The organism is Streptomyces sp. CB02400 (genome assembly GCF_001905725.1).
Taxonomy (GTDB): domain Bacteria; phylum Actinomycetota; class Actinomycetes; order Streptomycetales; family Streptomycetaceae; genus Streptomyces; species Streptomyces atrovirens.
Genome location: NZ_LIWB01000005.1, coordinates 504,771 through 517,817, shown reverse-complemented (window position 1 = coordinate 517,817; position 13,047 = coordinate 504,771). Strand labels below are relative to the sequence as shown.

The 13,047-nt window shown below is 69.8% G+C and carries 10 protein-coding genes and 4 tRNA genes; 9 read left to right on the top strand and 5 right to left on the bottom strand.

What is annotated here, in order from left to right; translation table 11 throughout:
- Nucleotides 1–31: 31 nt before the first annotated feature.
- Nucleotides 32–574, bottom strand: a complete 543-nt coding sequence (locus tag AMK33_RS16000; RefSeq protein ID WP_073933454.1) for a hypothetical protein — start codon at nucleotides 572–574, stop codon at nucleotides 32–34.
- Nucleotides 575–659: 85 nt separating this feature from the next.
- Nucleotides 660–1,010, bottom strand: a complete 351-nt coding sequence (locus AMK33_RS15995) for a metallopeptidase family protein (RefSeq protein WP_073933509.1) — start codon at nucleotides 1,008–1,010, stop codon at nucleotides 660–662.
- 84 nt (nucleotides 1,011–1,094) lie between these two features.
- Between AMK33_RS15995 and AMK33_RS15990 the strand changes: the two genes are divergently transcribed.
- The 7 genes from AMK33_RS15990 to AMK33_RS15960 all read left to right on the top strand — a co-directional run bounded on the left by AMK33_RS15990 (nucleotide 1,095) and on the right by AMK33_RS15960 (nucleotide 7,932).
- Nucleotides 1,095–2,693 (top strand): metallophosphoesterase family protein, encoded by a 1,599-nt coding sequence (locus AMK33_RS15990; protein ID WP_073933453.1) that lies wholly within the window; start codon nucleotides 1,095–1,097, stop codon nucleotides 2,691–2,693.
- 80 nt (nucleotides 2,694–2,773) lie between these two features.
- Nucleotides 2,774–2,846 (top strand) — tRNA-Glu (locus AMK33_RS15985).
- A 37-nt stretch (nucleotides 2,847–2,883) separates the two neighbouring features.
- Nucleotides 2,884–2,958, top strand: a tRNA-Asp gene (locus AMK33_RS15980).
- A 24-nt stretch (nucleotides 2,959–2,982) separates the two neighbouring features.
- A tRNA-Phe gene (locus AMK33_RS15975) sits at nucleotides 2,983–3,056 on the top strand.
- A gap of 107 nt (nucleotides 3,057–3,163) precedes the next feature.
- The gene (hrpA, locus tag AMK33_RS15970) at nucleotides 3,164–7,144 is read left to right on the top strand and encodes an ATP-dependent RNA helicase HrpA (protein WP_073933452.1); all 3,981 of its coding nucleotides are present in this window, start codon (nucleotides 3,164–3,166) and stop codon (nucleotides 7,142–7,144) included.
- 93 nt (nucleotides 7,145–7,237) lie between these two features.
- A tRNA-Asp gene (locus AMK33_RS15965) sits at nucleotides 7,238–7,312 on the top strand.
- 434 nt (nucleotides 7,313–7,746) lie between these two features.
- Nucleotides 7,747–7,932, top strand: a complete 186-nt coding sequence (locus AMK33_RS15960) for a DUF6274 family protein (protein ID WP_073933451.1) — start codon at nucleotides 7,747–7,749, stop codon at nucleotides 7,930–7,932.
- Nucleotides 7,933–8,368: 436 nt separating this feature from the next.
- Here AMK33_RS15960 and bldC read toward each other — a convergent pair whose 3' ends face one another.
- Together bldC and AMK33_RS15950 are read right to left on the bottom strand one after the other, a co-directional pair.
- Entirely contained in the window at nucleotides 8,369–8,575 is a 207-nt protein-coding gene (gene bldC / locus AMK33_RS15955) for a developmental transcriptional regulator BldC (protein ID WP_003949541.1), read from the bottom strand.
- Between the two features lie 539 nt (nucleotides 8,576–9,114).
- Nucleotides 9,115–9,957, bottom strand: a complete 843-nt coding sequence (locus AMK33_RS15950; protein WP_073933450.1) for a hypothetical protein — start codon at nucleotides 9,955–9,957, stop codon at nucleotides 9,115–9,117.
- Between the two features lie 220 nt (nucleotides 9,958–10,177).
- Between AMK33_RS15950 and AMK33_RS15945 the strand changes: the two genes are divergently transcribed.
- Nucleotides 10,178–11,266, top strand: coding sequence for a Leu/Phe/Val dehydrogenase (locus tag AMK33_RS15945; protein WP_073933449.1), 1,089 nt, complete (start codon nucleotides 10,178–10,180; stop codon nucleotides 11,264–11,266).
- A 323-nt stretch (nucleotides 11,267–11,589) separates the two neighbouring features.
- Nucleotides 11,590–11,838, top strand: coding sequence for a DUF3073 domain-containing protein (locus AMK33_RS15940; RefSeq protein ID WP_073933448.1), 249 nt, complete (start codon nucleotides 11,590–11,592; stop codon nucleotides 11,836–11,838).
- Between the two features lie 131 nt (nucleotides 11,839–11,969).
- Here AMK33_RS15940 and purM read toward each other — a convergent pair whose 3' ends face one another.
- Nucleotides 11,970–13,037, bottom strand: a complete 1,068-nt coding sequence (gene purM / locus AMK33_RS15935) for a phosphoribosylformylglycinamidine cyclo-ligase (protein ID WP_073933447.1) — start codon at nucleotides 13,035–13,037, stop codon at nucleotides 11,970–11,972.
- Nucleotides 13,038–13,047 lie beyond the last annotated feature (10 nt).

The following is a 13,047-nucleotide window of genomic DNA, read 5'->3' as shown; positions in this document are numbered from 1 at the left end:
CGGCGGGCGGGGAAGTGCTGGAGAGGAGGGCTTAGACCGGCGCCCCCGCTTCCGGCGCCGGCTCCCGCTGCGCCAACTGTGTCTCGGGCGGCTGGTGCGCCGACGAGGACGGCTCCGCCTGTGTCGGCTCCGGTGTGACCGACGGCTCGGGCGGTGTCGGCGTGGGCTGCGGGTCGGGCGTGCGCGAGGGCTCCGGGGGGACGGGCCCGTCGTCCGGGGTCGGCTCCGCGGGTCCGTCCGGCCCGTCGTCGGCCGGCGCGGACCGGCTCACCCCGGCGGACGGCGTGGCCTCGGCGGACGCCGCCTTCCCGGCCTTGTCCTTCTTCCCCTGCCCCTTGCGCTTCTCGCTCTTGCCGTCCCCGCGCGCCCCGTCGGCCGACGCGGCGCCGTACCCGGCACCGCCGCCCGACACCGTGGCACCCCCGTCCGGCGCCTCACCGCCCGGCCTCCCCGCGGAGTGCGACGGCCCGCCGCTCCCGCCCGCACCGTCCTCACCCACACTCATGCAGCCGGCGGCAGCGGCGACGGCCACGACCGTGGCGGCCAGGCGGACGGGTACGTACAAGCGGCGCACGGGGCCACCTCCGGTTGGAGTACAGGGTCAACAACCCCAACTCCCACCACCCGCAAGAAGACACGCGCACATCCTCGTGTACGGCCTATCCGTAGCCGAGCGCGTGCAGCCGGGCGTCGTCGATGCCGAAGTGGTGGGCGATCTCGTGCACCACCGTGATCTCCGTCTCGGCGACGACGTCCTCCCGGGACTCGCACATCCGCAGCGTCGGCCCCCGGTAGACGGTGATCCGGTCCGGCAGCACCCCCGCGTACCACTCGCCCCGCTCCGTCAGCGGAGTCCCCTCGTACAGCCCGAGCAGCTCCGGATCGTCCGCCGGCGGTTCGTCCTCCACGAACACCGCGACGTTGTCCATCAGTCGCGTCAGCTCCGGCGGGATCCGGTCCAGCGCCTCGGCGACCAGCTCCTCGAACATCTCGCGCGTCATCTCCAGCACGAAGCCATTGTCGGGTACGAGCCGTCCGTACGAGTTGCGTACGGCACCCGCATATCCGGCCACCGACTTGGGCATACGGGACCAATGGCCCGCGTCCCCTCCGCCGTCCTGAACGCCCTCCATCGCCTTCCACGGGTCCCGCGGGCCCTCACCCGCCGCCGGCGCCCCCTCCGGCCCACCACCGCGACGCTCACCCTCGCCCCGCAGCCGCGGCCCTGGATGCGCGCGGCCGGCCTCGTCGCCGTGGTCGTCCTCGGTGCCTGGCTCGGCCTGCTGATCGTCGGCAACGTCCGGGTCCCCGTGGGTCCCATGAACACCACCATGACCCTGCGCCCCTCCGTCACCGGCGGCACGAAGATCAACATTTCCCCGCTGGGCGCCCTCCAGCTCGACAGCCATATCGCCCCCGTCCGCCTGGACGTCAACGTCGACCAGTTCGACCCCGAACGCTCCCAGGCCCTCGTCGACCACCCGGAGCGCCTCTCCGGCCTCCAGGACGAGGTGACCGAGGACATCGTCCACGGCACCGCCGACCTCGCCGTACGCTCCTGCGTCGCCGTGGTCACCGGCGCCACCGCCCTCGGCCTCGCCGTCTACCGCCGCCCCCGCCGCGCCCTCGCCGCCGGCGGCCTCGCCCTCGGCCTGCTGGCCGCGTCCGGCGGCACGGCGTACGCCACCTGGAACCCCGACTCCGTGCTGGAGCCGAAGTTCTCCGGCCTGCTCTCCTCCGCCCCGTCCCTGGTCGGCGACGCGCGCAGCATCGTCACGGAGTTCGACGTCTACCAGAAGGAGCTGGCGCGCCTGGTCACCAACGTGACCAAGCTCTACGACGCCACCTCCACCCTCCCCGCCTACCAGCCGGACCCGACCACCCTCCGCGTGCTGCACGTCTCCGACATCCACCTCAACCCGGCGAGCTGGAAGATCATCGCCTCGCTGGTGGAGCAGTACCAGGTGGACGTGATCGTCGACTCGGGCGACACGATGGACCACGGCACCGCCGCCGAGAACGGCTTCCTGGACCCCATCGAGGACCTGGGCGCCCCCTACGTCTGGGTCCGCGGCAACCACGACTCGCTCGTCACCCAGCGCTACCTCGAAGGCCTGAAGAACGTCCACGTCCTCGACGACGGCAAGGCGAAGACGGTCGCCGGGCTGCGCTTCGCCGGCATCGGCGATCCGCAGTTCACCCCCGACCGCTCGAAGAAGACCGGGGCGGAGCAGTCCCAGGAGCTGGCGGGTGCCCGGCTCGCCTCCGCCCTGCGCGACCAGCGGACCGCCGGCACCCCGGTGGACGTGGCGGTCGCCCATGAGCCGTCGGCGGCGCGCGAGGTCGACGGCACCGTGCCGCTGGTGCTGGCCGGGCACATCCACCGCGAGGAGACGGAGGTCATGCAGTACGGCACCCGGCTGCGTGTCGAGGGCTCCACCGGCGGCAGCGGCCTGCGCGCGATCGAGGGGAAGTACCCGGACCCGATCGAGACGTCGATCCTCTACTTCGACCGCGACACCCGCCGCCTCCAGGCCTGGGACTCCATCGAACTGGGCGGCCTCGGCCTGACCACGGCGGAGGTCAGCCGCCACCTCCCGAAGGAGAACCAGCCGGGCGCGACCACCTCGCCGTCCCCTTCCTCCGGCTCCTCCGGGACCCCCTCGGCCACCCCCTCGACGCCCTCGCCGTAAACCGTTTTGGCGAACGCTGCCGACAGCACGTATGCTTCTCACGTCCCCGACGCGCTGAGAAGCGCCCAGGCGGGCCGATAGCCCTCATCGTCTAGCGGCCTAGGACGCCGCCCTTTCAAGGCGGTAGCACGGGTTCGAATCCCGTTGGGGGCACGCACCACCCTGTGCGACACTGTCGTACGACACGCTTGGTCCTGTGGAGCAGTTTGGAGTGCTCGCCACCCTGTCAAGGTGGAGGCCGCGGGTTCAAATCCCGTCAGGACCGCTGGTGTTTCACGTGAAACACCTCGGCTGGGTAGCTCAGTTGGTACGAGCGATCGCCTGAAAAGCGATAGGTCGCCGGTTCGACCCCGGCCCCAGCCACAGCAAAGGCCCCGATCATCGATCGGGGCCTTGTTGTGTGCCCCGCACATGTGCCCCGGCAAAATCATTGGCCGCGAATTTTCGCGGGATGAGATCCTGGAGTCCGTATGTCTACGCACTCTGCCCCCGCTCTCGGCTCCCTCGCCTCCCGCCTCACCGAGCTGTCGCTGCGCGACGCGCACCGGCTCGGGCGCAGGCTCGAAGGCGCACGCAAGATCCGTAAGCCGGAGGCCCGCGCCGCCGTGCTCGCCGAGATCGAGGCGGATGTCGCCGGGTCCGAGGAGCGGATGGCCGGGCGGCGCGCCCGGGTGCCCGCGGTCACGTATCCCGAGCAGCTCCCCGTCAGCCAGAAGAAGGACGCGATCGCCGAGGCGATCCGTGATCACCAGGTGGTGATCGTCGCGGGTGAGACCGGGTCCGGCAAGACCACGCAGATCCCGAAGATCTGCGTGGAGCTGGGCCGGGGCGTCCGGGGCATGATCGGGCACACGCAGCCCCGCCGTATCGCCGCGCGTACGGTCGCGGAGCGGGTGGCGGAGGAGCTGGACACGCCGCTGGGCGAGGCCGTCGGCTGGAAGGTCCGCTTCACCGACCAGGTGAATCCGGACGCCACCTTCATCAAGCTGATGACGGACGGCATCCTGCTCGCGGAGATCCAGACCGACCGCGAGCTGCGCGCCTACGACACGATCATCATCGACGAGGCGCACGAGCGGTCGCTCAACATCGACTTCCTGCTCGGCTATCTCGCACAGCTCCTGCCGAAGCGGCCGGACCTCAAGGTCGTCATCACGTCCGCGACCATCGACCCGGAGCGTTTCTCCCGGCATTTCGGGGACGCGCCGATCATCGAGGTCAGCGGGCGTACGTATCCGGTGGAGGTGCGGTACCGGCCGCTGCTGGAGGAGGACTCCGACGACGCCGACCGCGATCAGATCACCGCGATCACGGACGCCGTCGAGGAGCTGATGGCGGAGGGGCCCGGCGATGTCCTGGTGTTCCTCTCCGGTGAGCGGGAGATCCGGGACACGGCGGACGCGCTGACGAAGAAGCGGTACCGGTCGACCGAGGTGCTGCCGCTGTACGCGCGGCTGTCGCACGCCGAGCAGCACCGGGTGTTCCAGCAGCACAGCGGCCGCCGGATCGTGCTGGCGACGAACGTGGCCGAGACGTCCCTGACCGTGCCGGGCATCAAGTACGTCATCGATCCCGGGTTCGCCCGCATCTCCCGCTACAGCCACCGCACCAAGGTGCAGCGGCTGCCGATCGAGCCGGTCTCGCAGGCCAGCGCCAACCAGCGCAAGGGCCGCTGCGGCCGTACGTCGGACGGCATCTGCATCCGGCTGTACAGCGAGGACGACTTCCTGGCCCGTCCGGAGTTCACGGACGCGGAGATCCTGCGCACCAACCTCGCCTCGGTCATCCTGCAGATGACGGCGGCCGGCCTGGGCGAGATCGAGAAGTTCCCGTTCATCGACCCGCCGGACCACCGCAACATCCGTGACGGCGTGCAGCTGCTCCAGGAGCTGGGCGCGCTCGACGCGGCGCAGAAGGACCCGCGCAAGCGGCTGACGCAGACGGGGCGGAAGCTGGCACAGCTTCCGGTGGACCCGCGGCTCGCGCGCATGGTGCTGGAGGCGGACAAGAACGGCTGTGTCCGTGAGGTGATGGTCATCGCCGCCGCGCTGTCCATCCAGGATCCGCGGGAGCGGCCCGCCGACAAGCAGACGCAGGCCGATCAGCAGCACGCCCGGTTCCGGGACGAGTCCAGCGACTTCCTCGCGTATCTGAACCTGTGGCGGTACGTCCGCGAGCAGCAGAAGGAGCGCGGGTCGTCGTCGTTCCGCCGGATGTGCAAGCAGGAGTACCTGAACTTCCTGCGGATCCGCGAGTGGCAGGACATCTACACGCAGTTGCGCACGGTCGCCAAGCAGATGGGCATCCACCTCAACGACGAGGACGCCCCCGACGACCGTGTCCACGTCTCCCTGCTGGCCGGTCTGCTGTCGCACATCGGCATGAAGGACGTGAAGGAGTCCAAGGACTCCGGTCCGGGCGCCGGCCGCAAGGACGGCGGGCGCAACGAGTACCTGGGCGCGCGGAACGCCAAGTTCGCGATCTTCCCGGGCTCGGCGCTCTTCAAGAAGCCGCCGCGGTTCGTGATGTCGGCCGAGCTGGTGGAGACGTCCCGACTGTGGGCGCGGGTCAACGCGAAGATCGAACCGGAGTGGGTGGAGCCGCTCGCGGAGCACCTGCTCAAGCGCACGTACAGCGAGCCGCACTGGGAGAAGGACCAGGCGGCCGTGATGGCGTACGAGAAGGTCACGCTGTACGGCGTACCGATCGTGGCGCAGAGGAAGGTGAACTACGGCCGGATCGACCCGGAGGTCTCCCGCGAGCTGTTCATCCGGAACGCGCTGGTCGAGGGCGACTGGCGGACGCACCACAAGTTCTACGCCGACAACCGGAAGCTGCTGACCGAGGTCGAGGAGCTGGAGCACCGGGCGCGGCGCCGGGACATCCTGGTCGACGACGAGACCCTGTTCGACTTCTACGAGCAGCGGATCCCCGAACACGTGGTGTCGGGGGCGCACTTCGACTCGTGGTGGAAGCACAAGCGGCACGAGCAGCCGGACTTCCTCGACTTCGAGCGAGAGATGCTGATCCGTGAGTCGGCGGAGGCGGTCACCAAGGCCGACTACCCGGACTCGTGGCGGCAGGGTCCGCTGAAGTTCCGGGTGACGTACCAGTTCGAGCCGGGTGCGGACGCGGACGGTGTGACGGTCCATGTTCCGCTCCAGGTGCTGAACCAGGTGACGGACGAGGGCTTCGACTGGCAGATCCCGGGGTTGCGCGAGGAGGTCGTCACGGAGCTGATCCGGTCGCTTCCCAAGCCGATCCGGCGGAACTACGTGCCGGCGCCGAACTACGCGAAGGCGTTCCTGGAGCGGGCGGTGCCGTTGCAGGAGCCGCTCACGGTGACGATGGCCCGTGAGCTGAAGCGGATGGTCGGGGTGCCGTTCGAGGCGGAGGACTTCGACTGGTCCCGGGTTCCGGACCATTTGAAGGTGACGTTCCGGATCGTCGACGAGCGGCGCCGCAAGGTCGCCGAGGACAAGGACCTGGAGGCGCTCAAGCTCCAGTTGCGGCCGAAGGCCCGCAAGGCGCTGTCGCAGGCGGCCGCCGCCACGGCGCAGCGCCAGGGCGGCGAGTCGCTGGAGCGCAAGGGGCTGACGGACTGGACGATCGGCTCGCTGACCCGCGTGTTCGAGACGCGCCGGGCCGGTCAGCCGGTGAAGGCGTATCCGGCGCTGGTCGACGACGGTGACACGGTGTCGGTGCGGCTGTTCGACACGGAGGCCGAGCAGGCGGAGGCGATGTGGAAGGGCACGCGCCGGCTGATCCTGCTGTCGATCCCGGTGAACCCCGCGAAGTTCGCGTCCGAGAAGCTGACGAACGCGCAGAAGCTGGCGCTGTCCGCGAATCCGCACGGTTCGGTGCAGGCGCTGTTCGACGACTGCGCGATGGCGGCGGCGGACCGGCTGATCGCCGACTTCGGCGGGCCGGTGTGGGACGAGGAGTCGTTCCGGAAGCTGTACGACAAGGTCCGCGCGGAGATCGTCGACACGACGGTCCGCGCGGTGGGCCAGGTGCAGCAGGTGCTGGCGGCGTGGCAGGCCTGTGAGCGCCGTCTGAAGGGCGTGCGGAGCCCCGCGCTGCTGCCCAACCTCCAGGACGTACGGGGGCAGCTTGACGGGCTCGTACGGCCCGGTTTCGTGACGGAGGCGGGGCTGCGGCGGCTGCCGGACCTGATGCGCTACCTGGTGGCCGCGGACCGGCGCCTGCAGCAGATGCCTTCGAACGTGCAGCGGGACAGCACGCGCATGGCGAAGGTCCATGAGATGCGGGACGAGTACGCGTGGCTGCTGGAGCAGTTGCCGCAGGGGCGGCCGGTGCCGCGGCAGGTGCTGGACATCCGCTGGATGATCGAGGAGCTGCGGGTCAGCTATTTCGCCCACGCGCTCGGCACGGCGTACCCCGTGTCGGACAAGCGGATCGTGAAGGCGATCGACGCGGCCGTACCGTAACGGCATCCGCACGCAGGGTGAGTTCGACCAGGAGGCTCCACCTCCTGTACAGTCCTTCTCGCAGCGCAACGCAGGAATGGCGCTGCGAAACCTGGTCCTGTGGAGCAGTTTGGAGTGCTCGCCACCCTGTCAAGGTGGAGGCCGCGGGTTCAAATCCCGTCAGGACCGCAACAAACCGGAAGGCCCGCATCCCGCAAGGGACGCGGGCCTTCCGCATGAGCACCCCCAACCGAGGCCGCGCCCCGCGGCGGAGCCGCGATCGGACACAGCACATCCCGTCAGGGCCCCAGTGACCAAGAGGGCCCGGGTCTTCGGACCCGGGCCCTCTTGTGTGGTTCGGGGCGCTGCGTGCCCCTGTGCGCCCCTCCGCCGTCTTGACGGGCCTGCTGCCCCTCGGTACTCCAGGAAGCAGAGCACCGCCCGGTGCAACCCCTCGGAGGTGGCGTGTGACTCCGCTCCCCCACCTGAAGGAGGGGGGCTTCCAACCCCGAGGGTTGCGGTCCAGCCCGAACCGGTCCCTTACGGGACGAAAGGAAAAGACCACAGGACAGGGAAGCAATTCCCCCACCAGCCAAAGCCGGTGGCACCCCGCTAGGAGACTGATGGCTGCATCGGCCAGGCACGAGACACGGGCGCTGCTCCGTGCGCATCTGGCGGCCGCGTCGTCGTACCGGCACCTCACCCGGCACTGCCCGATCTGCCACCACCTCCTGCGGCTGGCGATGGACGCCCCGGACGCCTCCCGGCCGGCCGGGGAACAACCCGGCCCCAACGTCCGTTCTCTTTAGCGCATATGCCACAGGCTCAACAAGCCAACCGGTATGTGACGGGTGTCACCGTATGAGTTTCAAGAAGTGCAGTACTTACACCTCTCCTACAACAGGTCAATTTAATATGTGCAATTGCACTACTCGGAGAGGTCCGCGTCGGCCGGCACACAGGTGATCCCCCACCCGTCCCCAGAGTCCGACAAGCCCGCGCACAGAGCGCTCCCGGGGGCCCGTCAGGACCGGACCGGCCCCTCACGGGCGCACAAAAAAGATCGCGCTGGACTCGGCGGAGTCCAGCGCGATCGACGACGCACCCTCGTTCAGTTGCCTGGAAAGCTCTGATCAGCTTGGGCGAGGGGCCTGTTGGGGCAGTCCCCGCGTCGCTTGGAGCCAGGGTTCCCGGGCGTCTCGGCCGGTGGGGGACCAGCCGGTGCTGCCCGGTTCATGCGGTTGTTCAGGCCTCGCTGCGCTGCTGCGGAATGCCCGCGAGCAGTGCGCGGACCTCGGCTTCGCGGTAGCGGCGGTGCCCGCCGAGCGTGCGGATCGACGTGAGCTTGCCTGCCTTCGCCCAGCGCGTGACCGTCTTCGGGTCGACGCGGAACATGGTGGCGACCTCAGCCGGGGTCAGCAGCGGCTCGGCATCAGGGGTGCGAGCGGTCATGAGCGGCCTCCTCGGGAGAACCGAACCTTCTCGGTTCTTTCCTCTAAATTCTGCACCTTGACCCGCGTTGCCCGAAATGGCGGACGCGAGTCGAGTCGGTTATAGGACGAACGGCTTGTCCTCGGCACTACAACTACACCATCTGTCCAGCCACGTCGGCCAAACCGATGGAATTGCCCTCCCAGGTGTTCATCAGCCGCGGAAGCCGATGGACCATGCCATAGCGGACAGTCACGTCACTGTGACGATCAGTCACAGCAGCGATCAGGAGTCACCGGACCCCCTAAAGCGTGCATTACCGAGAATCCGCCCATAGTTGAGCACAGCAGGACGGAAGAGTCCTCCCCGGACTCCTTGTCCTATTTTGGCATGAGGGTGGGCAAGGGGCGCAAGGGCCACGTAAGTGCGGTCCGTCACGCTTGACGCGCTTGGGACATACGCCCGGATCGGCCTCTACGTCCGTTGTCGGGCCCGCACTGACGGAACCTCAGACACCTCAGGGCGAAGACAAAACCCCAAGAACGGCGTTTGGTCAAACGTCAGTTCGCCGAACGCAGGTCGCGGACCGACCGCCAGCGCTCCACGAGGCGCCCGTAGGCCTCCCCGGCGCCCTCCCCGTCACCGCGCCGCAGCGCCGCGATCCCTTCGGCCACGTCCGCCGCCGAATGGTCGTCCTCGAGCGTGCCGGCCGGCAGGGCGTGCACCAGTCCGCCGTAGTCCAGCTCGACCAGCGAGCGCGGATGGAACTCCTCCAGCCAGCGCCCGACGTCCACGAGGCCGTCGATCAGCAGGCTCTCGTCCACGGCGTCCCTGAGCGCCCGCAGCCCCCGCGCCACCCGCCGACGGGCCTGGACCATCGGGGTCCGGTAGCGCAGGACGGGCTCCTCGCCGACGGCCCCCTTGACGTACTCCCGCTCGTCGTCCGCGAACAGCACGAACCAGTTGATCGGCACCTGCCAGGTCGCGGTGCGGATCCACGGCCGGGCGTCGGGGTGGCCGGCCAGCCAGCGCTCGTAGTCCCGGGTCGCCTGGTGCCGTACGACCGGGGGCAGGAGCGCGTCCAGGACCGGCAGCGGGAAGTCCTCGGCGAGCTCGCCCAGGGCCTGCCAGCCGCGCAGCCGGGTGTGCCAGGGGCAGACGCAGACCACGCCGTCGGCCTCAAGGACGAACGCGTCGTCGCTCTCGTGCACCGGCACCGGTACCGGCGGGGTGGGCGCGAGGTCGGCCAGGGACCGGCGGAGCTCGTCCTGGCAGGAGGGGCGGTCGGGGCGGCGGGCGTAACGGGCCCAGTGGCCGCGTTCCGGCTCCGGGAAGGCGGCCAGCGGTTCGTACACGCGCAAGTAGGTCGCGTAGGGGACGATCACCGAGGACACCTTGGGCACGCCTGGTCCCTCCCCCGAAGGCCGTCGCGAAAACCTGTCGGGCCCCCGCCCGGACGCGTGGGAAACCCCTGCAAACCGTCGCACGGCGGTACTCCGGACGGAGGTGATCCGGGACACGGTGCCTCCGACGGGCGCGTAAGGATCTAATCTCGTGCCACGGTCCCCGCCACCTCTACGGGGGCCGACCCCACCCGCCGCTACTTACTCAGGAGTCACCACAGTGACCGACGTATCTGACGGCGTCCTGCACACCCTGTTCCGTTCGGACCAGGGGGGCCACGAGCAAGTCGTGCTCTGTCAGGACCGCACCACCGGCCTCAAGGCCGTCATCGCCATCCACTCCACCGCGCTGGGCCCCGCCCTCGGCGGTACGCGCTTCTACCCGTACGCCTCCGAGGAGGAGGCCGTCGCCGACGCGCTGAACCTCGCGCGCGGGATGTCGTACAAGAACGCCATGGCCGGGCTCGACCACGGCGGCGGCAAGGCCGTGATCATCGGCGACCCGGAGCAGATCAAGAGCGAGGAGCTGCTGCTGGCCTACGGCCGGTTCGTCGCCTCGCTCGGCGGCCGGTACGTCACCGCCTGCGACGTCGGCACCTACGTCGCCGACATGGACGTCGTGGCCCGCGAGTGCCGCTGGACCACCGGCCGCTCCCCGGAGAACGGCGGCGCGGGCGACTCCTCCGTGCTCACCTCCTTCGGCGTCTACCAGGGCATGCGGGCCGCCGCCCAGCACCTGTGGGGCGACCCCTCGCTGCGCGACCGCAAGGTCGGTGTCGCCGGCGTCGGCAAGGTCGGCCACCACCTGGTGGAGCACCTGCGCGCCGAGGGCGCCGAGGTCGTGATCACCGACGTGCGCGAGGACGCCGTGCGGCGGATCCTCGACCGGCACCCCCAGGGCGTGTCGGCCGTCGCCGACACCGAGGCGCTGATCCGCACCGAGGGCCTGGACATCTACGCCCCGTGCGCGCTCGGCGGGGCGCTGAACGACGACAGCGTGCCGGTGCTGACCGCCAAGGTGGTCTGCGGCGCCGCCAACAACCAGCTCGCCCACCCGGGCGTGGAGAAGGACCTCGCCGACCGCGGGATCCTCTACGCGCCCGACTACGTGGTGAACGCCGGCGGTGTCATCCAGGTCGCCGACGAGCTGCACGGCTTCGACTTCGACCGGTGCAAGGCGAAGGCGTCCATGATCTTCGACACCACGCTGGCCATATTCGCGCGTGCGAAGGAGGACGGGATTCCGCCGGCCGCCGCGGCCGACCGGATCGCCGAGCAGCGGATGGCGGAGGCGCGCCCGGCGCGATGAGGTGTGCGCGGGCGGCCCGGCCCGGCTCGGGCCGCCCTCGTACAGGTGAGCGGTACCCGCCGGGGGGCACTTGGAGAGAACTCTCACTTCTCCCGGCGGGTCGACCGCCGATAAGTGGTTAAAATCGCGATTGACCTGCGAGGACGGGGTACCTCGAAGGTCCTGGGCGCGGGCACGTCATGCGGGCGACGTACCGTATGGGCGCGGGCTCAGGTACCGTGGAAGCCCTACGGACCGGTCTCTCCGCGGAGAGACCGTTCTGGACCATGAACGCGTGTCAAGACTCTGGGGCCGTCGAGCCCCGTCGTTGAGGGGGTCGAGCCATGGGGCGCGGCCGGGCCAAGGCCAAGCAGACGAAGGTCGCCCGCCAGCTGAAGTACAACAGCGGTGGGACTGATCTCTCACGCCTGGCCGAGGAGCTGGGCGCATCGCCATCGAACCAGCCACCGAACGGTGAGCATTTCGAGGACGATGAGCAAGACGACGACCTGTACGCACGGTACGCCGACCTCTATGAGGACGACGACGAGGACGAGGACGGCCCGTCCTCGCAACAGCGTCGCGGCGCTTGACCTTGCGCTGAACAGCTGGACACCAGCCCGGTCGGTGGCTCCGGTCACCGACCGGGTTTAGTGCTGCCTCCGCAGCCCTGAGCTCCTGATGTGCTGCCCGCACGTTCACCGCGCGGGCAGCGCACCGTCGCTCACTTCGCGTAGTCACCGACGAGGGTCGCGCCCGTGGTGTGCTCGCCGCGGTCGGTGATCTCACCGGCCACCCAGGCGTCCACCCCGCGGTCGGCCAGCGTCGCCAGCGCCACGTCCACGGACTCCTGCGGCACGATCGCGATCATGCCGACGCCCATGTTCAGCGTCTTCTCCAGCTCCAGCCGCTCGACCGAACCGGTCCGGCCGACCAGGTCGAACACCGGTGCGGGCGTCCAGGTGGAGCGGTCCACGGTCGCGTGCAGCCCGTCGGGGATCACGCGGGCCAGGTTGGCCGCGAGTCCGCCGCCGGTGACGTGGCTGAAGGCGTGCACCTCGGTGGTGCGGATCAGCGCCAGGCAGTCCAGCGAGTAGATCTTGGTGGGCTCCAGGAGCTCCTCGCCGAGGGTGCGGCCCAGCTCGTCGATCCGGCCGTCCAGGGCGAGTCCCGCCCGCTCCAGCAGCACGTGGCGGACGAGGGAGTAACCGTTGGAGTGAAGCCCGGAGGACGCCATGGCGATCACCGCGTCACCCGTACGGATACGATCCGCGCCGAGCAGCCGGTCGGCCTCCACGACGCCCGTACCGGCCCCGGCGACGTCGAAGTCGTCCGGACCCAGCAGACCGGGGTGTTCGGCCGTCTCGCCGCCGACCAGGGCGCATCCGGCCAGCACACAGCCCTCCGCGATGCCCTTGACGACGGCGGCGACACGCTCGGGGTGGACCTTGCCGACGCAGATGTAGTCGGTCATGAACAGCGGCTCGGCGCCGCACACCACGATGTCGTCCATGACCATGGCGACCAGGTCGTGGCCGATGGTGTCGTAGACGCCCAGCTGCCGCGCGATGTCGACCTTGGTGCCGACACCGTCGGTGGCGGAGGCGAGCAGGGGCCGCTCGTAGTTCTTCAGGGCGGAGGCGTCGAAGAGGCCGGCGAAGCCGCCGAGGCCGCCGAGGACCTCGGGGCGCCGCGTCTTCTTCACCCACTCCTTCATCAGCTCGACGGCGCGGTCGCCCGCCTCGATGTCGACGCCCGCCGCTGCGTAGCTGGCACCAGTGTTCTGGGACATGACTGTGAGA

Excerpts from the sequence above, each read along its gene's own strand:
- AMK33_RS15960 (WP_073933451.1), top strand. The coding sequence starts at position 7,747 with ATGGCTGCATCGGCCAGGCACGAGACACGGGCGCTGCTCCGTGCGCAT.
- purM (WP_073933447.1), bottom strand. The coding sequence starts at position 13,037 with ATGTCCCAGAACACTGGTGCCAGCTACGCAGCGGCGGGCGTCGACATC.
- hrpA (WP_073933452.1), top strand. The coding sequence starts at position 3,164 with ATGTCTACGCACTCTGCCCCCGCTCTCGGCTCCCTCGCCTCCCGCCTC.
- bldC (WP_003949541.1), bottom strand. The coding sequence starts at position 8,575 with ATGACCGCTCGCACCCCTGATGCCGAGCCGCTGCTGACCCCGGCTGAG.
- AMK33_RS15940 (WP_073933448.1), top strand. The coding sequence starts at position 11,590 with ATGGGGCGCGGCCGGGCCAAGGCCAAGCAGACGAAGGTCGCCCGCCAG.
- AMK33_RS15990 (WP_073933453.1), top strand. The coding sequence starts at position 1,095 with ATGGCCCGCGTCCCCTCCGCCGTCCTGAACGCCCTCCATCGCCTTCCA.